Annotated in this window: 17 protein-coding genes, 1 pseudogene, 1 CRISPR repeat array and 1 riboswitch; of the genes and pseudogenes, 5 read left to right on the forward strand and 13 right to left on the reverse strand. The window is 43.4% G+C overall.

Annotated features, from left to right (window positions below):
- Positions 1–642 precede the first annotated feature (642 nt).
- Entirely contained in the window at positions 643–1,617 is a 975-nt protein-coding gene (locus PseudUWO310_RS20905) for an alpha-ketoacid dehydrogenase subunit beta (RefSeq protein WP_055074420.1), read from the forward strand.
- A 79-nt stretch (positions 1,618–1,696) separates the two neighbouring features.
- On the opposite strand, the gene PseudUWO310_RS20910 is transcribed toward PseudUWO310_RS20905, so the two are convergent.
- The 5 genes from PseudUWO310_RS20910 to ruvC all read right to left on the reverse strand — a co-directional run bounded on the left by PseudUWO310_RS20910 (position 1,697) and on the right by ruvC (position 5,874).
- On the reverse strand, positions 1,697–2,995 hold the full coding sequence (locus tag PseudUWO310_RS20910) for a Y-family DNA polymerase (RefSeq protein WP_143122381.1): 1,299 nt from the start codon (positions 2,993–2,995) through the stop codon (positions 1,697–1,699).
- The gene (locus PseudUWO310_RS20915) at positions 2,943–3,488 is read right to left on the reverse strand and encodes a LexA family protein (protein ID WP_143122382.1); all 546 of its coding nucleotides are present in this window, start codon (positions 3,486–3,488) and stop codon (positions 2,943–2,945) included. The genes PseudUWO310_RS20910 and PseudUWO310_RS20915 overlap by 53 nt, the downstream gene beginning before the upstream one ends.
- Before the next feature lie 266 nt (positions 3,489–3,754).
- Positions 3,755–4,018: a hypothetical protein gene (locus PseudUWO310_RS20920; protein WP_009627217.1), complete on the reverse strand. Its 264-nt coding sequence runs from the start codon at positions 4,016–4,018 to the stop codon at positions 3,755–3,757.
- Between the two features lie 442 nt (positions 4,019–4,460).
- Entirely contained in the window at positions 4,461–5,093 is a 633-nt protein-coding gene (locus PseudUWO310_RS20925) for a DUF3318 domain-containing protein (protein WP_143122383.1), read from the reverse strand.
- A 313-nt stretch (positions 5,094–5,406) separates the two neighbouring features.
- A complete protein-coding gene (gene ruvC / locus PseudUWO310_RS20930) occupies positions 5,407–5,874 on the reverse strand; it encodes a crossover junction endodeoxyribonuclease RuvC (protein WP_143122384.1) in 468 nt (155 codons plus the stop codon).
- Positions 5,875–6,547: 673 nt separating this feature from the next.
- On the opposite strand from ruvC, the gene PseudUWO310_RS20935 reads away from it, so the two are divergent.
- Both PseudUWO310_RS20935 and gyrB read left to right on the forward strand, forming a co-directional pair.
- Positions 6,548–6,904 carry a DUF4189 domain-containing protein gene (locus tag PseudUWO310_RS20935; protein WP_143122385.1) on the forward strand — a complete coding sequence of 119 codons (357 nt, stop codon included), beginning with the start codon at positions 6,548–6,550 and terminating at the stop codon, positions 6,902–6,904.
- A 308-nt stretch (positions 6,905–7,212) separates the two neighbouring features.
- The gene (gyrB, locus tag PseudUWO310_RS20940) at positions 7,213–9,153 is read left to right on the forward strand and encodes a DNA topoisomerase (ATP-hydrolyzing) subunit B (protein WP_009627724.1); all 1,941 of its coding nucleotides are present in this window, start codon (positions 7,213–7,215) and stop codon (positions 9,151–9,153) included.
- 269 nt (positions 9,154–9,422) lie between these two features.
- Here gyrB and cobG read toward each other — a convergent pair whose 3' ends face one another.
- The 6 genes from cobG to PseudUWO310_RS23085 form a co-directional block, all read right to left on the reverse strand.
- Positions 9,423–10,877, reverse strand: coding sequence for a precorrin-3B synthase (gene cobG / locus PseudUWO310_RS20945; protein WP_190316103.1), 1,455 nt, complete (start codon positions 10,875–10,877; stop codon positions 9,423–9,425).
- Positions 10,878–10,920: 43 nt separating this feature from the next.
- Complete coding sequence (gene cobW / locus PseudUWO310_RS20950; RefSeq protein WP_143122387.1) at positions 10,921–11,961, reverse strand: cobalamin biosynthesis protein CobW; 1,041 nt, start codon at positions 11,959–11,961, stop codon at positions 10,921–10,923.
- A 197-nt stretch (positions 11,962–12,158) separates the two neighbouring features.
- Positions 12,159–12,833: a HupE/UreJ family protein gene (locus tag PseudUWO310_RS20955; protein WP_143122388.1), complete on the reverse strand. Its 675-nt coding sequence runs from the start codon at positions 12,831–12,833 to the stop codon at positions 12,159–12,161.
- Positions 12,834–12,854: 21 nt separating this feature from the next.
- Positions 12,855–12,996, reverse strand: a riboswitch (cobalamin riboswitch).
- Positions 12,997–13,293: 297 nt separating this feature from the next.
- Complete coding sequence (locus PseudUWO310_RS20960; RefSeq protein ID WP_143122389.1) at positions 13,294–14,475, reverse strand: RtcB family protein; 1,182 nt, start codon at positions 14,473–14,475, stop codon at positions 13,294–13,296.
- A 400-nt stretch (positions 14,476–14,875) separates the two neighbouring features.
- Positions 14,876–15,206: direct repeats of the CRISPR family, unit length 33 nt; unit sequence GTTTCCAATCGATCGCGTCCCCTAGCGAGTAGG.
- 40 nt (positions 15,207–15,246) lie between these two features.
- On the reverse strand, positions 15,247–15,717 hold the full coding sequence (locus tag PseudUWO310_RS20965; protein WP_143122390.1) for a GNAT family N-acetyltransferase: 471 nt from the start codon (positions 15,715–15,717) through the stop codon (positions 15,247–15,249).
- 65 nt (positions 15,718–15,782) lie between these two features.
- Positions 15,783–15,941, reverse strand: coding sequence for a hypothetical protein (locus PseudUWO310_RS23085; RefSeq protein WP_190316104.1), 159 nt, complete (start codon positions 15,939–15,941; stop codon positions 15,783–15,785).
- Between the two features lie 211 nt (positions 15,942–16,152).
- Between PseudUWO310_RS23085 and PseudUWO310_RS20970 the strand changes: the two genes are divergently transcribed.
- On the forward strand, positions 16,153–16,749 hold the full coding sequence (locus PseudUWO310_RS20970; RefSeq protein ID WP_143122391.1) for a helix-turn-helix domain-containing protein: 597 nt from the start codon (positions 16,153–16,155) through the stop codon (positions 16,747–16,749).
- 194 nt (positions 16,750–16,943) lie between these two features.
- A pseudogene (locus PseudUWO310_RS20975) lies at positions 16,944–17,516 on the forward strand (IS630 family transposase); the annotation flags it as partial.
- Positions 17,517–17,621: 105 nt separating this feature from the next.
- On the opposite strand, the gene PseudUWO310_RS20980 reads toward PseudUWO310_RS20975, so the two are convergent.
- Together PseudUWO310_RS20980 and PseudUWO310_RS20985 are read right to left on the reverse strand one after the other, a co-directional pair.
- On the reverse strand, positions 17,622–17,831 hold the full coding sequence (locus PseudUWO310_RS20980) for a hypothetical protein (RefSeq protein WP_143122392.1): 210 nt from the start codon (positions 17,829–17,831) through the stop codon (positions 17,622–17,624).
- A gap of 167 nt (positions 17,832–17,998) precedes the next feature.
- A complete protein-coding gene (locus PseudUWO310_RS20985) occupies positions 17,999–19,465 on the reverse strand; it encodes a hypothetical protein (protein WP_143122393.1) in 1,467 nt (488 codons plus the stop codon).
- Between the last annotated feature and the right edge of the window lie 155 nt (positions 19,466–19,620).

Consider the following 19,620-nt stretch of genomic DNA (forward strand, 5'->3'; position numbering starts at 1 on the left):
GTTACTTACCAATATAAGCGACTAAATTTTTTCCTTATTATAAAACTTAGTAGGTAGCTGGGCATAATTAAAAACCATAATCAAAAGCTGTAGAGCAGGCTGCGCCTGCTCTACAGCTTTTGATTATGGTTTATCGCTGCCGCCAAGTGTATTAGGATATAAACCCCAAGAATTGAGTGGCGGCGCTTCGCGCCGCCACTCAATTCTTGGGGTTTGATTTGTCCTCATTCAAGTGACTGTAGCTACATCGTTGCTGCCAGTCTGGTTAGGACAAAATTAAAACCCAAAAGCGGGTTGCCGTGCGGAGCACGGCAACCCGCTTTTGGGTTTTATACCAATTCAAGAAAGTGTGACAACACTTTTGTGAATTAAAAACCAAATCCAGTAAGGGTTTTCAAAGCTCAAAATGGCGTAGCCATTTTGTGATTTGGCATTATACCAATTCAAGAAAGTGTGACAACACTTTCTTGAATTAAAAACCAAATCCAGTAAGGGTTTTCAAAGCTCAAAATGGCGTAGCCATTTTGAGCTTTGGTATTATCTGATGTATGCCTGAGCAAGATTGTGTTGATACGCACCCCAAAAGATATAATGGGCGCTTAAGACTTGTTTACATCATCACAGACACAATCACAGATTTATATGGCAGAGGTTACTTTTTTTAACGCCCTCAGAGCAGCGATCGATGAGGAGATGGAGCGCGATCCAGCCGTTTATGTTTTAGGCGAAGACGTGGGGCATTATGGCGGCTCCTACAAAGTAACCAAAGACCTGTACAAAAAATACGGTGACTTGCGTTTGCTAGACACCCCGATCGCTGAAAATAGCTTCACAGGTATGGCGATCGGTTCAGCAATGACAGGTTTGCGTCCAATCATCGAAGGCATGAACATGGGCTTCTTGCTACTCGCCTTTAACCAAATCTCGAATAACGCAGGGATGTTGCGCTATACCTCTGGCGGTAATTTCAAAATTCCCATCGTCATTCGCGGTCCTGGTGGTGTCGGTCGCAACCTTGGCGCGGAGCATTCCCAAAGGCTGGAAACCTATTTCCAAGCCGTTCCAGGCATTAAAATGGTAGCCTGCTCTACCCCCTACAACGCTAAGGGGCTATTAAAATCAGCAATTCGTAACGATAATCCCATCATCTTCTTTGAGCATGTCTTGCTTTATAACCTCAAAGAAGATATTCCCGACGAAGAATATTTACTACCTCTCGACAAGGCAGAAATCGTCCGCGAAGGCAGTGATGTAACTATTTTGACCTATTCTCGGATGCGCTACCATGTCCTGAAGGCGGTCGATACCCTAGTAGACAAGGGCTACGATCCTGAAGTCATCGACTTGATTTCCCTAAAGCCTCTGGACATGGAAACCATTGTCACCTCCTTGCGGAAGACCCATCGCATCATTATTGTGGAAGAAGGAATGCGCTGTGCTAGCATCGGCTCCGAGATTATTGCTTCGATCAATGACAATTACTTTGATGAGCTAGATGCGCCTATCGTCCGTCTTGCGGCTCTAGATGTGCCTACTCCTTATAATGGCGGATTAGAAAATTTAACAATTCCTCAACCTGAAGATGTAATTGCCGCAGTTGAGAATCTATTGGCTTAACTGTCAAAACTTTCAAAACTGTCAAAGCATAGTCAAAAAGAGTCCGCGCAAAGTACGGACTCTTTTTGATAGGCGGATCTTATGAAACTTCTAATAAGTCTCGCCAACAGGTTGTATAACGGGGCGATCGCTGTTCGGATTTAGTCTTCCATACTTGAAGTACTCCCGTTGTGGCAAAGCGCAGCGTATCTCGCCCGTATATTTCGTTAATGCGATCCATCACGCTCATCAGATTGCGCGATCGCTTTTTGGCTTCATCATTATGCGGATCGAACAGATTTCCCTGCACTTGCCGTTCGGGGACTAGCCCTGACATCATCACCCCGGCCTTTTTAAAATTTTGTCCCTGACGATAAATCCCTTCCAGCAGATGGGCAGATACAAGCGAAAGTTCATGGGTGGAATTTGTCGATATAACTAATTCAGCCGTAGCGCTATTGGCATAGAAGTTGTCGCGGAAAGGGCTAGTCTGCAAAAAAACTGTAATTGCACTGGCCGACTGCTGCTGCCGACGCAGTTTTTCGGCAGCTCGATGGGTGAAATAGGCGATCGCTTCTTTAAGTTCAGCGAGTTTGTGAATTGATTTAGGAAAAGAACGAGAAACACAAGTGCCCTGCTTAGGATTGGCGATCGATTCCATCGCTAAACAAGATTCGCCTCGCAGTTCCATTTGCAACTTAACCCCGACAATCCCCATCTTACTCTGAAGCATATACTGATCGGCATCTCTCAGTTGCAAAGCCGTTATGATGCCTCTTTCCTTCAGCCAGTTACTATATTTAGAGCCAATGCCCCAGATGTCGCTGACATCAACTTGAGATAGAATCTCATCCATAGATGCGATCGCGGCATCATGAAACTCAAAAACACCCGAACCATTTTGTTTGGCAATCCGATTGGCTAATTTCGCGAGGGTCTTCGTTGGGGCAATTCCAATGGAGACGGGAATTCCTACCCAACGCATGACCTGCTTCCGAATCTCATCGCCATAGGCAGTTAAGTCACGACAGCGAAACTCTGACAAATCCATAAAAGCTTCATCAATGGAATAAATTTCCACATTGGGGGCGAAATAAGCAAGAGTAGACATCACTCGGCCTGAAAGATCGCCATAAAGAGCGTAATTGGAAGAATAGACTTGAATATTATGGCGCTTGATGAGGTCGTAAATCCTGAAGACAGGCACACCCATACTCAGTCCGAGATCCTTGACTTCCTGCGATCGCGCGATCACGCAACCATCATTATTGGATACCACCACCACGGGTTTACCAATCAGTGATGGATTGAATAGACGTTCGCAGGAAACGTAGAAATTATTGCAATCAACTAAAGCAAATCTTTTTGCGGCTTTTCGGTCTAACACAGTGGATGACATTGGTGACAACTCCCCAAATATGTAGGTCTGAATGCTCGTTAATCAGGATCGTTGGATAGTGGGCATTTTCGGGAACTAGTGCTATTTCTCCGCGCACGAGATGCAATCGTTTGACGGTGATTTCTCCTTGGACTACGGCGATGACAATATCACCATGGGTCGCCTCAAGAGAGCGATCGACTATCAATAAATCACCATCATGAATGCTCGCTCCCATCATCGAATTACCCGCAGCCCTCACAAAAAAGGTTGCCGCAGGATGACTAATGAGATAACTATTGAGATCCAGCCTATGTTCCACATAATCGTCTGCGGGAGAGGGAAAACCTGCGGATACAGCACATGTTTGTAGGGGTAGTTCTAATTTGCTATGGCAAGCAGAAAGATAAATATCTTTGACATCATCCCCAAACCTGACAAATCCTGCTAATTCAGAGAATTCGGCTAATTCATAGTTTTGGACTCTAACTTGATATTGATCGCCACTATCCATGAACTTTTAATTTATGTACGATATTCAATACACTATCATATTTATCAATAGAGTGCAATAAAAAATAGGTAAGGATGAACGGCGCTTTGCACCGCCCATCCTTACCTATTTAGAGCAAAAACAAAGAGTGTACCGCCCGCTACGCGGGCGGTACACTCTTTGTTTTTGTGTCAGGACAAATCAAAAGCGAAAAGATGAGTAGTGGAGCAGAGCTCCACTACTCATCTTTTCGCTTTTATGTCCCAAGCAAAACTTGCATAGCGATATTAGGCAGATTTAACAGATTGAACGGTTTTCCCAATCCTTGGTGACTTTACCGATACCCAGAGACAAAATTGTTCGCCATCGGGGGCGATCAATATGGCAACACCTGAATCTAGAGCTTTTCTACTAGCAACAATGGCAGCGTCTAAAGTGTTATATAATTTGTCAGCAACAAAGGCTTTTTCTAAAAAAACAATCCCTCTCTCAATACCAGATGAGGTTTTGACTTCAATAGCGCGAGTTTCGTTTAAGGAAGTTAGAATCATAATTAATTAGGGGAAAAAGAGCTTTTCTAAAGCATTGAGCATTACTTTTGATAGTTTTAGAACTTGTGCAACAGAACGAAATGGAGCGCTTCATGAATTGAACCTCCGCCATGAGAGTTCCATCAAGTCGTTGTTTGCGTTATTTCTTAGTCTTTGGACGATGAGAGTTCATTGTTGTTCCAGTGATGCGACTATTGTTATTAGGACATAAACCCCAAAAGACAAGTGGCGGCGCGAAGCGCCGCCACTTGTCTTTTGGGATTTGATACCAATGCCCAAAATGGCAACGCCATTTTGGGCATCTCAAAACCTTACTGGGTTTAGTTTTTTATTCACGAAAGTGTGACAACACTTTTGTGAATTGGTATGATTTGTTAGTAGAAGCCCCACAGAGATAAAAAAGAGAGGATGCGAAGCATCCTCTCTTTTTTATCTCTGTGATTTAATTTTCGTAATTTCGTCTTGCTTTATTAGCTTCGGAGCGTAATGCATCAAGGCGTTTTTCGATCAAAGTACGCGATCGCCCTTTTGAGGTGTCGCTAAGCATAATCTTGAGAGCACTACCTAAACTCTTATAGGCCGCAGGCAGGGGATAACCATTTCGCACGGCTAGGCGAATTGCTCCTTGATCAGCCTCGATCAGGTTGCGGATATCTTTTTTGCTAGTTCCCTTTCGCCATAGCTGAAAACCAGCTACTCCACAGATGCCGAGCGCTAAGACAAACAGCAAACCATTTTGCACCCAAAGTTCGCCAACGGCACCACCTAAACCGATAGCTAGGGCAGCAACTTCCCAGCCATCTTTGGGGACTGCGTCGTTTTGGATGCGGGCGACTTCGTGCCAGTATAAGAGGTTGCGCTGATCCTCAGCCATACGCTCCCAGCGCACCATATCAACTAAAATCACCACTTCATCGCCACCAGCTTCTTCACAAGCTATGAGTGGAGGACGGACACCATCGGCATTAAGTACTTTTACCCATGCTTGTAACTCTGGCGGCAGCAGGTCTTGCAGGCGGCGGATCTCAGTTCTGGCAAAGGTATTTCGGAGGGAGGAAGAAGTAGGGGATGGCATGAATCTTCGTCAAAGTTCAGAATTTTGAGGGACTTGTCGCTAAAGTTAAATCTTAGTATAAGTTTTAACTACTTGTACTTTTGTTAGCTCAATACAACCGAATCAATACAACTGAAAAGTTATTTTAAGATTATACGCTGAGATTAAAGCCCTAGCCACTCAAATTCAAGGACAGAAAAACCAGTAGTAACCAGTAGTATGGTTGCAGCCCAGAGCACCACAACCATACTAAGTAGCAAAACTAGAAGAGCGTACTGCCTGCGTAGCGGGCGTTACGCTCTTCTAGTTTTAGTTTTTAATTTACGCAATCAGCTTAGGCAATCAGCCAACAGGTTAGAGCCGCAGCGATCGCATCCGCCGCATCATCGGGGCGGGGAATGCGATCGAGACTTAATTCCCGCTTAACGGCTTCCTGCACATCACTCTTATCCGCATTGCCATGCCCTGTCAAAGCTTGCTTGATCTGGGGTGGTGAAAATTCAATGGGTTCGATGTTATGTTGATTTAGCACCAGTACGATCACACCTCTGGCTTGGGCAACATTAACCAAGTTCCCCATCCGATAAAAAAACAGTTTTTCCATCCCCACCACCTGTGGCTGAAACTGCTCGATTAGGGTATGCATATCTTCATAAATGGTCTTGAGGCGATCGCCGATCGGTGTTTGCTTTGGTGTAACAATGGTTCCGAATTCCAATAATTTGGGTGAAGCAGGTTTTTCAACCTCAATTAAACCAAATCCCACAATTGCCAAACCTGGGTCAATTCCTAAAATTTTCATGCAAGAAATTCTAACAGAATTTCGATCTGCATAACCAAGGCATATTACAGCGCTTTGCGCTCAAACCCCAACCAAGAAAAAGCATGAAAGCGTTGCTTCAACGCTTTCATGCTTTTTCTTATGGTTCGTTTAATCGATAATTGCGGTAAGTAGCCATCCTAAGGATTTATACCAATTCACGAAAGTGTGACAACACTTTTGTGAATTAAAAACTAAACCCAGTAAGGGTTTTCAAGTTATAGATACAGTCACTTGAATGAGGACAAATCAAACCCCAAGAATTGACTGACGGCGCGAAGCGCCGCCAGTCAATTCTTGGGGTTTATGTCCTAATCCACTTGGCGACAGCTATAAGAAATGGCTACGCCATTTCTTAACTTGAATATAAAACTCTAAAACCTGCGGCGCACAAGCAGCACATACGGGAGGTTTTAGATCTGGATTTTAATTATGATGAGGTACTTACCCATAATGTTCTTTGGGTAATTAATTAAGGTGCTTAATAATTAATAATTTAAGCAATTAGTAATTTAAGCGTAAGCAGGGCATATTACGTCAAAAAAGTTTAGACATAGCTTAATATATATTTCCAAAAGGGATTTGCGAATCATCTCACAAGTATCTAATGACCAAAAACAACTAATCTCACATTGAGAAATATTGGAGAATATTCATGAAAAAGTATCTAGGATTTGTTGCCGCCGCTTTTCTTCTAGTTGAAGGCTTTGGCGCTGGGGCTGCATTAGCAGGTGATAAGTATGGAGCAGTTGCTACGGGCTCTGGCAATGCTTATGGTTATGCCTATAACTACAATAGTCAAGCTGAAGCAGAAGATGCAGCTTTGTCTCAATGTGGTAGTAATTGTTCTGTCAAAGTTTGGTTTGCCAATGCTTGTGGGGCTGTCGCTAAAGGAGGAGGATATTTAGGTTGGGCTTGGAATGCCGATGAATATGCAGCCAAAGCTGCTGCCCTTGAGAGTTGTGGCAACTCTAGCTGTGAGATTGCTGTTTGGGCCTGTACCGATCGCTAAGACAAATCAAATCAAAACCTAAAAGAGGATTGCCGCACGGAAAGCGGCAATCCTCTTTTAGGTTTTCGGAAGTGCAAAACACCGCCGATCTTTTTATTTACTTTTTATTTAAGTTTTTTCGATCGCAGGAGGTCTATAAAAACTCGATCTGAGATGGTTTTGATATATCTGTAAGGCTTTTAAGCTATAATGGCAGAGTGTTTTTGAATCTTTACTCAAAATACATCCTAAAACACCATCAAGAGCGTTCTCAAAGTTTTTCTTAAAGTCCTCTTGCAAGCGACATATTTCTGGAGTTGTTTACCTTCATGCCTGAGCTCGTTACAGAAACTTATAATGCCAATCAGATCCAAGTACTTGAGGGTCTAGAAGCAGTTCGTAAACGACCTGGGATGTATATCGGCACAACGGGGCCAAAAGGATTACATCACCTAGTTTTTGAAGTCGTTGACAACAGCGTAGACGAAGCCCTTGCAGGTCATTGCGATCGCATTTTAGTGGAGCTTCTGCCCGATGGCTCAGTTTGTGTCTCCGATAACGGACGTGGTATTCCTACCGATACCCACCCCAAGACGGGAAAATCCGCCCTCGAAACCGTGCTAACCGTTCTCCATGCAGGGGGCAAATTTGGTGATGGCGGCTACAAGGTCTCAGGAGGATTGCATGGCGTAGGTATTTCCGTCGTCAATGCTCTATCGGAATGGGTGGAAGTATCGGTATGGAGATTAGAAAAGGTCTATAAACAGCGTTACGAAAGGGGATTTCCTGTTACGGAGCTAATCGCTAGCAAAAGCGAAGAACCCATTCAACGTCGAGGTACTCAGGTGCGTTTCAAGCCTGATGCTCAGATTTTTACCACCCAAACTGAATTTGAGTATGACATTCTCGCCAGTCGCCTCAAGGAACTTGCCTATCTTAATGCTGGCGTAAAAATTGAATTTAGCGATCGCCGAGGGACAGAAGTTCGCACTGATATCTACTGCTATGAAGGCGGGATTCGCGAATATGTTGCCTACATGACCCGCGAGAAGGAAGCAATTCACCCTGACATTATCTATGTCAATGGCGAACGCGATAACGTCGTGGTCGAGGTTGCTCTCCAATGGTGCATTGACTCTTACAATGATAACGTTCTTGGTTTTGCCAATAATATCCGCACGATCGATGGTGGAACTCACCTAGAGGGGCTTAAAACCGTTCTCACAAGGACGATCAACGCGACAGCAAGACGATTAAAAAAGATTAAAGAAGGCGAATCAAATCTAGCTGGCGAAAATGTCCGCGAAGGGCTGACAGCCGTGATCTCGGTTAAGGTTACCGATCCAGAGTTTGAAGGACAGACTAAAACTAAATTAGGTAATACTGAAGTTCGTGGGATCGTTGACTCCTTTGTGGGTGAAGTCCTCAATGAGTATCTAGAATTTCATCCCGCCGTGGCTACTTCAATTATTGAGAAAGCGCTCCAAGCTTTTAATGCGGCTGAAGCTGCCCGTCGCGCCCGTGAGCTAGTCCGTCGTAAATCAGCCTTAGAGTCCTCAACATTGCCTGGAAAGCTTGCCGATTGCAGTTCCCGCGATCCCAAAGAGTCGGAAATCTTCATTGTTGAGGGAGACTCAGCGGGTGGCAGTGCGAAACAAGGACGCGATCGCCATTATCAAGCGATTCTGCCTCTGCGCGGTAAGGTGCTCAACATTGAGAGAGCCGACGATAGTAAGATCTACAAGAACAATGAAATTCAAGCCTTGATTACGGGTTGCGGTTTAGGCATTAAGGGTGAAGATTTTAATGAGTCGCAATTGCGCTACCACAAAATCATTCTGCTTGCCGATGCTGACGTGGATGGAGCGCATATTCGCACTTTGTTACTCACCTTCTTTTATCGCTATCAGCGTGAACTGCTCGATCGCGGCTATATCTATATTGGCTGCCCGCCACTGTATAAGGTCGAACGCGGCAAAAATGCCCAGTACTGCTATACTGATCGCGACTTGCAAGCATTGCTCGAATCTTTCCCTGCGAATGCTAACTACAACATTCAGCGATTCAAAGGTTTGGGCGAAATGATGCCTCAGCAGTTGTGGGAAACGACGATGAATCCTGCTACGCGATCGCTCAAACGTTTGACGATCGAAGATGCGGCTGAAGCCGATCGCATTTTTACAATTTTGATGGGAGATAAGGTGGCTCCCCGTCGTGAATTTATCGAGACTTATGGCTCGAAACTCGCGATTACTGAGCTAGATATTTAAATATTCCTGTATGTTATAGCTATAGCCAAATAAGTTAAGACATAAAACCCAGAAGAGTGTTGCGGCGCGAAGCGCCGCAACACTCTTCTGGGTTTTGTTTTTGTCCTAACAAAACTGGCTACTGCTATAGCTGCCTTCCACTGCATCAGGACATAAACAAAAGAGTATTGCCGCGCGAAGCGCGGCAATACTCTTTTGAAGTTAAGAAGAGAAGTTTGACGCTCCGCGCCAACCTTCTCTTCTTGGGTTTTAAAAAAGCGCAGTTTTTTTTATTTGACAAATTCCTTAAAAGTTTGCGTGGAACTACAACGCTGACTCTGATAGTTTCTCAATAACTGTTCGATGAGTATCGGTAAATCCTTAGCTGCATATTCCGCATATAGTTCTTTACCAAAGTGATTTCCATCATCACCTACATAAACTCGATACATTTCAGGATGAGTTTCGCCATTCTCGCTGGGGATTCCCACTAGCGCAATATCGCTGGAGTGATGCTGGGCGCAGGACTTATCACAGCCAGAGAAATGAATGTTAATTGGATAATCGAGTTTAATGCAGCTTTCTAAGTGGGCGGCAACTTTTTTGGCATCGGCTTGAGTATCCGTAAAGGCGGCTTTGCATCCCTTATATCCCGAACAAGCAGCGATCGCCGCATAGGGATGGTTGACCGAAATCGACAAGCCCAAATGCGCTAGCCCTTGCGTTACCCGCTCGATATCTCCATCCGCAATATCCGTAAGCAGAATATTTTGCCAAGGTGTCAGTCGCAAAGCCCCACCACCATATTTTGTGGTTAAAAGTGCTAATCCCTGCAATTGCGTCGCCGTGAGTCTTCCCAAGGGAACGACTACACCAATATAGGCAAGTCCCCTTTGCTTTTGAGGGTTAATTCCTAAATGTCGATAGCGATCGCATTGCTGAGCATCGCCCTCCCTTGCAAGGATCTCTGGGGGAATGGATTGTAAGGAATAACCGAGCCTTTCCGTGGCAGTGCTTAGAAAACGTGGCATGCCCCAATCTTTTAGAATTTCTCTTAAACGGATTGGACGCAGCCGAGAATAATTCTGATTGAGTTTTTCCTCAGCAAGGTCAGTATAGTCGCGATAAATATCTGCGAACGCAGCAAGAACTTCCATTACTTGATGGGGAGCAATTAAAACTCCCACTGGCGATGGCGATTCTCCGCGATCGCCAAAACTGAGATACAAGCTAAAGTATATCTCTCCACTAAATTCTAAGGCAGAGAAGACAATATCATTGGGGCGATCGCTGACATTGACCATCTCGCCACCATCAAAACAAACACTAAACTTAGAAGAAAGAATTGCTAGTTCGGGATGATTGACGAGATATAAATTCCATTGCTTAACCAAAGGAATGGTGTTGATTTTGGCTTGCATATCAATCCCTGCGGTGGGACTAGCCATGATATTCCGCAAGCCATCAATGCTGGGATTACTGGAAGCTAATCCATAGTCTTGTAGATCTAGAAGTACTTCCTCCGAAAGGGCTTGATGAGTGCGGATTTGGAGATTAGCCCGATTAGTAATTTGGATTTCACCATTACCAAATTGATTGACGACCTTTAGGAGCGCTTCACATTGCGTAGCTGTAATCAACCCCGCAGGTAACCGAATACGCGAAAGAATGCCATCTTGGGCGGTAGTGGCATTAAAAAGACTGGGACAAATAGCTGTAGTAGATTGCAATTGAGAAAATTCCAAAAAAATAATCCCATGATGAAGGCGCAATTCGCCTTCATCATGGCTATAAACTTAGCGCCGCTTCAATTTGCGATCGCTCTAAAGATTGACCGATAAATACCAAGCGCGTTTGGCGAGTTTCGTCGCTAGACCATAGGCGATCGTAGGAGGTTTCAAGGCGATCGCCTACACCTTGAAGAACCATTCGCATCGATTTATGAGGAACATTGACAAATCCCTTAATGCGATAGATTTCCTGCTTAGCGATCGTTTCCTTCAAAGCCGCTAATAGCTGGCTCGGTTCAAAAGCTCGCTCTGTAACGATATCAATCGAATTAATATCATCATCATGCTCATGCTCTTCTTCTTCGTCGTGATGGCTGGGACGCGCATCCAAATCATCTTCCACCGCAGCATTAAAGCCCAATAAAATCTCAGAACTGACCTTCCCATCGCCACAAGCCACCACCTTCACGCCATCGCGAAGTTCTTGCTTTAACCATGTCTGCACCTTAGCTTGAGCTTCGGCATCGACCAGATCGGTCTTCGTTAATAGCACCAGATCGGCGCAGGCTAACTGATCCTCAAATAACTCTTCAATGGGAGTTTCATGATCGAGGTTGGGGTCTTCTTGACGCTGAGCGTCAAGGGCTTCAAGATTGCTGACCAAGCGTCCGCTAGCGACAGCTTCACAATCGACTACGGCGATCACGCCATCAACGGTTGCCCCATTGCGGATCTCTTGCCAACGGAAGGCTTGAATTAAGGGTTTGGGTAATGCTAGACCAGAGGTCTCAATCAAAATGCAATCAATGCGATCGCGCCTTTTGAGCAATTCCTGCATTGTCGGTAAAAATTCTTCCTGCACGGTGCAGCAAAGACAACCATTGGTCAGTTCCACAATATTGGGAGTAATCTCTTTGCCATCCTCATCGCATACACGACAGGAACGCAGGAGATCGCCATCAATGCCAATCTCACCAAATTCATTCACAAGTACAGCTATACGCTTTCCTTGATTATTTTGTAATTGTTCCCGAATTAGCGTGGTTTTGCCACTGCCTAAAAATCCAGTAATTACCGTTACAGGTATTTTCGCTGCCATAATCTTCTCTAAAAAACTGAAAAAAGCGCATAAGTAGCTGGGCATAATTAAAACCTAGAGTCGAAAGCTGTAGCGAATGCTGCGCCTTCGCTACAGCTTTTTGGGTTTTATATTTAATTGCGCCTAGCTGCTTATAGCAATCCTATAGGTTGTAATATCAATTCACGAAAGTGTGACAACACTTTGGTGAATTGGTATTAAACCTTAGGTGCAGGGAGAATTAGAGATGAAATATTTGATGCTAGAAAAGCTGCACCAATTCCACAAATTACCAATCCAGCCGAACGTAGGTTAGGTGCGGTTTGAGCAAAATCACCCTTTAGTACCTTCTGACCGATCCAAAAAGCCGCACCAGAAATGACTAATTGAATGACGGTAAATCCACATAAATAGGCAACCAAAGCTGTGGTTTGCGCTCCAAAAATCGCTTCACCGTAGGCATAGCCATGAAACAAACCTGCGACGGCTGATAAAGCGATCATGACAAGAATATTTGGGCTATGCTTGCGAGCTAATAAAATGCCAAACAACAAAATTGATGCGGAAACGATCAATTCAACAATTGGTAAATTTACTCCCAGCAAATGAATTCCCGTACCGAGCATTGCCGATAACACGAAGGAAACTGGAATGAGAATCCCTTGAGATTTGATTGCGGCAAATAAACCCACAGCCACAATAAAAGCTAAGTGATCTACCCCAATGACTGGGTGAGCCAAGCCTGACATGAAACCTTCAAAAAAGTTGCTAGGCATTCTACCACCCATTGCGTGGTGTGCCGATGCTGGGCTAGCAAATAGCAAAAGACTAAAGCCAAAGGCGATCGCTAAGGACTTGGACTGAATTGATGAAGAAAGTTTAGAAAAATTCATATTCTGTAACTCGCAGATATGGACAGTAAAACTAGTTCTAGCGGGCATCCTGACTTTAGCAGCGGTTAATTAAGCGGCTTTACAGTTGCGGTACAGCGTTGGACTTACACCAAACTTTCCCCAATGCAAAATCCAAGTAGTTACAGGTAATCTACTTAATTTCATTTTTAACGGCTGATCCCCGTTAAAACTAGAACAGCTTTATGACTCTACAATAATTCGCCTACTTTAGGGGCAAATCTTTACAGATTGACAAAGCTTGGGCTGTCAAATCACCTTAGAGTTTCTTATATCAATTCACAAAAGTGTGACAACACTTTTGTGAATTAAAAACCAAACATAGTAAGGGTAATACCAAAACTAAAAATGGCTACGCCATTTTTAGTTTTGGTATTACCCTCTAAATTTGAGTGGCGGCGCTTTGCGCCGCCACTGGAGACAGCTACAGGGCTATGAGCAATTAACCTTTTACACAGATAATCTGTTTGAGAGTTGCCACTACTTCTACGAGATCGGTCTGCTGATCCATAACCTGCTCGATCGCTTTATAAGCAGCAGGTATTTCATCGATGATTCCCGTATCTTTACGGCATTCTATCCCTTGAGTTTGTTGAATTAGGTCATCTAAGTTGAATTGTTCCTTCGCCTTACTTCGTGATAGCAATCGCCCCGCCCCATGGGAGCAGGAGCAATAACTTTCAGAATTACCTTTACCTTTGACAATAAAAGACTTCGCTCCCATAGAACCTGGGATAATGCCATAGTCTTCTGTTCTTGCCCTTACCGCACCTTTACGAGTGACATATACTTCTTCACCAAAGTGAGATTCCTTCTCGGCATAATTATGATGACAATTTACGGTTAGTAAAGGTTTAATAGGTTTACCGCCACTGGCATACTTCTCAATAATTTTTTTAAATCGCGCCATCATCACGTCGCGATTGAACCTTGCATATTCCTGCGCCCATTGCAAATCGCGCCAATAAGCAGCAAATTCAGCAGTGCCTGCCACAAAGTAGGCAAGATCCTTATCCATTAAAGAAGTATCGGCTAATCGCGCAAGATTCTTAGCTGTCTCAATATGTCTTTGCGCGAGCATATTACCAATATTTCGCGAACCAGAATGCAGCATCAACCATACTTGATTATCTGTATCTAGGCAAACCTCTATGAAATGATTCCCTCCACCAAGGGAACCTACTTGTTTCATTGCTTTACTTTCAAGATGCTGTACACCTAAATGGAGGTCATGGAATTCATGCCATCCTTGCCAGTTGAGTACTGATTTTTCGACTTCTTTGTTGTCATTAAAGCCGACGGGAATGGTGGCTTCGATTTCTAGACGAATTTGCTTTAATTTCCCTTCTAGTTGCTCTTGGCGAAATGGAGTTTTAATTGCTGCCATCCCGCAACCGATGTCTACACCTACAGCCGCAGGCACGATCGCTTCTTTGGTCGCAATGACCGAACCAACTAGCGCCCCTTTACCGAGATGGACATCGGGCATGAGGGCGACATGTTTAAACACAAAGGGCAAGGAAGCTACATTCTTTGCCATTTTTACTTCCGCATGACCGAGGTCATGTCCTGCCCAAGACAAAACAGGCTTGGGCGTTGCGATATCTAGTTTGTGAAAAGGCATGATTTTAATTGTGTTTCATAATGTAGTATGTATACTACATTATGAAACATGTTAGCGCAATAGTTAAAAGCATAAAGTCTACGCTCATCTGGGGAATTAGGTGAAATGTCAAAATAGGAGGAAGTGATTTTCATGAATCGATAGAGATCCCATGATCAAATTTCCCCTGACAGAATTGTTAAATGAGCAAGTTATACCAAATCACAAAATGACTACGCCATTTTGTGATTTTAAAACTCTTACTGGGTTTGGTTTTCAATAGTTTTGTCTTACGTTTTTTAGGCGATCGCCTTTTCGCGCAAGTAAGAAACCAACAAAAAAGCAGTCTGTTTGACGGACTGCTTTTTTATGAGGCGATCTCAATAATGTCCAACATTGTGCCACAGACACCTGAGAACAAGTTTCTAAGCGATCGCGTCCCCTAGCGAGTAGGAGACCTAATCCCCAATGGCTTTGGCGATCGCAGTATTGTGTTTCCAATCGATCGCGTCCCCTAGCGAGTAGGAGACAGCAGCATAAACTAGCTGGCATGGGTAGTGGTCTAACTATCCCGTTTCCAATCGATCGCGTCCCCTAGCGAGTAGGGGATTGAGGGGTGTTAATCTGAGCGGTGCTAATCTGAGCAGTTTCCAATCGATCGCGTCCCCTAGCGAGTAGGAGAAAGCGACGACGATGCTTTATCTCTTAGTGTTTTGCGGTTTCCAATCGATCACGTCCGCTAGCGAGTAGAGTCCATAAATTCATGTCAACAGCCAGAAACATCGCTGTGAGCTAGGGTTTATTAAGCTGAATATTTTTCGCTAATATCCAACAATCTTCTCCAAAATATTGGCGATGCAGATAATAACATTCATCAAATCCCTGTTTTTCATAGAAGGGTTTCGCTTGAAAACGAGCGAGACTCCAACACCAAAGTTTGGGTACATGCTCAGCCTGACACTTTCGGGTAGCAGCTTGAACTAATGCAGAGCCGATACCCTTGCGAGTGTGACCTAAACGACAAGCTAGGGAGACAAGATTGTAGCTATAGTCATCGTATTTTAGGATCATAGCGCCAACCACTTGCTCACTTGAGACATTTTGTCCGTCGATAAGTTCGATCGCCACTAATAATCGAGCTTCTTCTTGGCTGAGCAAAACTCCCACTTCATTAATCAACTCGTTACCGTCAAAGTTTAAGTTCTCAAGACATTCCTGTGCTGCAACAACATGCTTCTTATCGGCAATTCTGACGTAGATCATAGAGTGTACATTTCTCCGTTTTGAAATTTCCAATCGATGAGATTCCCCTAGCGAGTAGGGGAATCTCAGGTACTCAAAATAATTATCCTGAGGTAGAGAGTTTCCAATCGATCGCGTCCCCTAGCGAGTAGGGGATTAATGACCCAGTAATCACAAACATCATACAGGGCTAAGTGTTTCCAATCGATCGCGTCCCCTAGCGAGTAGGAGAAGTTTATAGACAATCAGCTAATCTATGAGCTAGACAAGTTTCCAATCGATCGCGTCCCCTAGTGAGTAGGGAAATGACATATGCACTTTCTAAGACTAGATGGGCTTCCAGTTTCCAATCGATCACATCCCCTAGCGAGTAGGAGACAGCAGCATAAACTAGTAGACAGTCAAAGATAATTTGGCGGGTAAAATAAAGGGACAGAAAATAGTAAGGAAAAAGGTATGTCAGCAAAACGATACAAAGTGACATTAACCGAAGAAGAACGCCAAAAACTAGAACAAATCACTAAAAATGGTAAGTCGGCAGCAGCCAAAATTAACCATGCCCATATTTTGCTAAAAGCCGATGAGAATCAAGAGGAAGGAGGATGGAAAGATCAATCGATTAGTGACATTTTTAACATCAGCATCAGAACCATTGAACGAGTGAGACAAAGATTTGTCGAAGAGGGATTAGACAATGCACTCGTACCTCGTCCACGGCAAACATTGAAACTGAAAAAACTAGACGGAGAAACAGAAGCCCATTTGATTGCGGTAGCTTGCAGTAGTCCACCCGAAGGGCGGAGTCGGTGGACATTAAGATTATTAGCCGACCAAATCGTTACTCTAGGATATGTCGAGAGTATTTCCCATGAAAGTGTGAGAAAGGTGCTAAAAAAAAACGAACTTAAGCCTTGGTTGAATGAATCATGGGTGATTCCTCCTGAAGCCAATGCTGAGTTTGTTTGCCAGATGGAGGAAATCCTCGAATTATACACTCTCCCTTATAGCCCTGATTACCCCTTAGCCCACATTCCGCTCGTAATGGAAGCCTAAAAATATTTAAAACGAGACAATGAGGGTTTCAGTGATTTTTGGAAAAATTAATGATATTAATTCCTATTAGCGCATCACTATTTGAAGTATTAAGATAGTGATATTTTTGTTAGTAAAGCTCAAAACACTGACTGTATAAGGATTTATTTTCTAAATACTTTTTTCAGTAAAATAAGAGCGGAATGTGGGCCTTAGTTTGCCTTGATGAAAGCTCAAAGCAATTAATTTCTGAAGTCAGAACACCTATACCCGCAACCACAGGACAAGTCGAACGCTATGACTATGAATATCAACGGGAAGGAGTTTGTAATTTGTTTATGATGTTTGAGCCTTTAGTCGGATGGCGGCATGTGGTTGTGACTGACCATCGTACCCAAATTGACTATGCTCACCAAATCAAATATTTGGTTGACCAACGTTATCCCCATGCCATCAAAATACGTCTTGCTCAAGATAACCTCAACACTCACGTTAAATCATCTCTTTACAAGGCTTTTCTGCCTGAGGAAGCCAGAAGAATTCTCGACAAAATTGAATTTTACTACACCCCAAAGCATGGCAGTTGGCTCAATATGGCTGAAATTGAGTTGAGTGTTTTAAATCGCCAATGTCTCGACCGTCGTATTCCTGATAAACAGCTTTTGATTCAGGAAGTCTCGGCTTGGGAAAATCGCAGGAATTCTCTCTCTTGTAAAGTCAATTGGCAATTTACTACTGCTGATGCTCGCATTAAATTGCTTCGCCTCTACCCGTCAATAATTACTTGACTGGCTACTAGCTGGTATGGGTTCGGGGCTAACTATCCCATTTCCAATCGATCGCGTCCCCTAGCGAGTAGGGGACTCAATAACAACACTGACTACGACCGTTTCTTAATGGCGTTTCCAATCGATCACTTCCCCTAGCGAGTAGGGGATCAACAGTTTCCGAACTTCACACAGAGTAAAGGTAAGATGTTTCCAATCGATCACGTCCCCTAGCGAGTAGGGGAACGAACCAAAATCTAAAGATGCGATCGTGCGTAGGTGGGTTTCCAATCGATCACGTCCCCTAGCGTGTAGGGGATTCCTATCATGAACCATGCAGAGCAATGTATAGCTATGTTTCCAATCGATCGCATCCCCTAACGAGTAGGAAATGGCATTATGGCTAGGGGTGAAGTTGTGTCTGTGCTATTTCCAATCAATCACTTCCCCTAGCGAGTAGGAGACTAATTTTGATACTGCCAAAACTGACAATAACTCATTAGCTAATAAGAAGAGATCGCCTTAATCACCTCCTCCAAATCCTTATGCACCTGTGACATCAAACTAGCTTCTTCTATAGATTTGAATTCTTCTTGAGATATAAAGTTGAGGCAATTAAGGACTCTTGTTTTCCATTCCTCTTCACTATCATTAAATATCTCCCAAGCTTTAAATACTGAATTTCTATCCTGCAATCCCTCCAATTTATGAAAAAGCTCGTTTCTTTTGTCAAAGACCTTATTCCCAAAGTTCCAAATGTCAGCATCTAGGTTTGCATCGACTCCTTTAAAGACTACGAGAGCAAAATAAAGACCTTGACCGTAAGCATTAAGATATCTTGTTTTATTCCCAGAAGGTAAAGTAAATTCAGAAGATAATTTAATCTTCTTGCCTTCTTTTTTGTCGAAATGAAACTCATCACACCACATTGAGAGTAGACCTTCTACTGCTCGAAAACTATGAAACATTGCCTCAACAGTATTTTCTTGTTTCAATCGGACTACAGCTAGATATGCCGATTCATAAGCTGACCACCACCACTCTTTAGATCGACTAGTTGCTGCTCCTCCCATTGCTGTAGCAAACTTTTCAAATTCAACAGCATTCCAGAAATTGGCTAGCTTCAATAAATGTAGTAGTCTAGACTTTATTTCATAACCCTCAAAATTTATCTCCTCAACAATACTAGTCATACCTGAATAGTCATGTCGATCTAGCAAATCCTTTAATTTCTTAAACTGCAATGTCTCAAAATAAGAAGACCCCTTTAAAATCCTAGTCCTATCTGGATCTAACTCACTACTAACCAGAAATTCCACCTTTTTACCCAAGCGAATCAAACAAGTTAACTGCACCGCCGAAGAAATTGCAGGAGTCCCCGCCTGATGACTCACAATCACGAGATCGCTCTTAGAAATCCACTTATTTTCTTCCCACCTCGCCAACTCCGCCTTTACAAGCGTCAATGTCGCATCCCAATCATCTAACCCATCTGTCCCCTGTTGCGGTTTCAAAACCGAAAATTCCAGCTTTTCATTGGCAAACTTTTCACCAAACACTTGCGTAAAATAATGTTTCAAAATCGGCTGAAGCGTATATGTATCTTGCCAATAGGGAGAATCTGAATGACCACGACTATAATCATCAAAAATTGCCTCCTGATCGGTCAGCAAAACAATAATGCGATCGGGCTTATTCTTTTTATCAGTCTTAAACTCCTGACAAAAGCCATCCAACAAAGGAAAAGTCAAACGCTCCCAATATGTCTCAATTGCATCACCATAAGCAATTCCCATTACCCTTGCTGGCAAAGTAAACAGTGTGACATTACTATCATCACTATCATCTGATGGCGAGAATCCACAGTAATATAATTGCTCACCTTTTTTACCCAGCAAATCTCCCCAGCCATTATCATCTATCAGCTTGACATCACTATTACCCGTCGTCACAATCCAAACTACAGACATGATTAAGCTCCAAGATTTACAAAAAAAGGGCGTTGCATATATTCATAATGATCAGGGAAAAACAGGAAATGATTTTTGATTTTTACGCTTGAGGTAAAAAAGCAATAAACGAATCGAAATTTGCAACATTTCCATAGACTTTGAGTAGCATAAAG

It is taken from the genome of Pseudanabaena sp. UWO310 (assembly GCF_006861605.1).
Taxonomy (GTDB): Bacteria; Cyanobacteriota; Cyanobacteriia; order Pseudanabaenales; family Pseudanabaenaceae; genus Pseudanabaena.

What these genes read in the sequence shown, in the direction of transcription:
- PseudUWO310_RS20920 (WP_009627217.1), bottom strand. Translation starts at nt 4,018, where the DNA reads ATGATTCTAACTTCCTTAAACGAAACTCGCGCTATTGAAGTCAAAACC.
- ruvC (WP_143122384.1), bottom strand. Translation starts at nt 5,874, where the DNA reads ATGAAAATTTTAGGAATTGACCCAGGTTTGGCAATTGTGGGATTTGGT.
- gyrB (WP_009627724.1), top strand. Translation starts at nt 7,213, where the DNA reads ATGCCTGAGCTCGTTACAGAAACTTATAATGCCAATCAGATCCAAGTA.
- PseudUWO310_RS20970 (WP_143122391.1), top strand. Translation starts at nt 16,153, where the DNA reads ATGTCAGCAAAACGATACAAAGTGACATTAACCGAAGAAGAACGCCAA.
- PseudUWO310_RS20905 (WP_055074420.1), top strand. Translation starts at nt 643, where the DNA reads ATGGCAGAGGTTACTTTTTTTAACGCCCTCAGAGCAGCGATCGATGAG.
- PseudUWO310_RS20935 (WP_143122385.1), top strand. Translation starts at nt 6,548, where the DNA reads ATGAAAAAGTATCTAGGATTTGTTGCCGCCGCTTTTCTTCTAGTTGAA.
- PseudUWO310_RS20980 (WP_143122392.1), bottom strand. Translation starts at nt 17,831, where the DNA reads ATGGTTCATGATAGGAATCCCCTACACGCTAGGGGACGTGATCGATTG.
- PseudUWO310_RS20955 (WP_143122388.1), bottom strand. Translation starts at nt 12,833, where the DNA reads ATGAATTTTTCTAAACTTTCTTCATCAATTCAGTCCAAGTCCTTAGCG.
- PseudUWO310_RS20960 (WP_143122389.1), bottom strand. Translation starts at nt 14,475, where the DNA reads ATGCCTTTTCACAAACTAGATATCGCAACGCCCAAGCCTGTTTTGTCT.
- cobW (WP_143122387.1), bottom strand. Translation starts at nt 11,961, where the DNA reads ATGGCAGCGAAAATACCTGTAACGGTAATTACTGGATTTTTAGGCAGT.
- PseudUWO310_RS20915 (WP_143122382.1), bottom strand. Translation starts at nt 3,488, where the DNA reads ATGGATAGTGGCGATCAATATCAAGTTAGAGTCCAAAACTATGAATTA.
- PseudUWO310_RS20910 (WP_143122381.1), bottom strand. Translation starts at nt 2,995, where the DNA reads ATGTCATCCACTGTGTTAGACCGAAAAGCCGCAAAAAGATTTGCTTTA.
- PseudUWO310_RS20965 (WP_143122390.1), bottom strand. Translation starts at nt 15,717, where the DNA reads ATGATCTACGTCAGAATTGCCGATAAGAAGCATGTTGTTGCAGCACAG.
- PseudUWO310_RS20925 (WP_143122383.1), bottom strand. Translation starts at nt 5,093, where the DNA reads ATGCCATCCCCTACTTCTTCCTCCCTCCGAAATACCTTTGCCAGAACT.
- PseudUWO310_RS20985 (WP_143122393.1), bottom strand. Translation starts at nt 19,465, where the DNA reads ATGTCTGTAGTTTGGATTGTGACGACGGGTAATAGTGATGTCAAGCTG.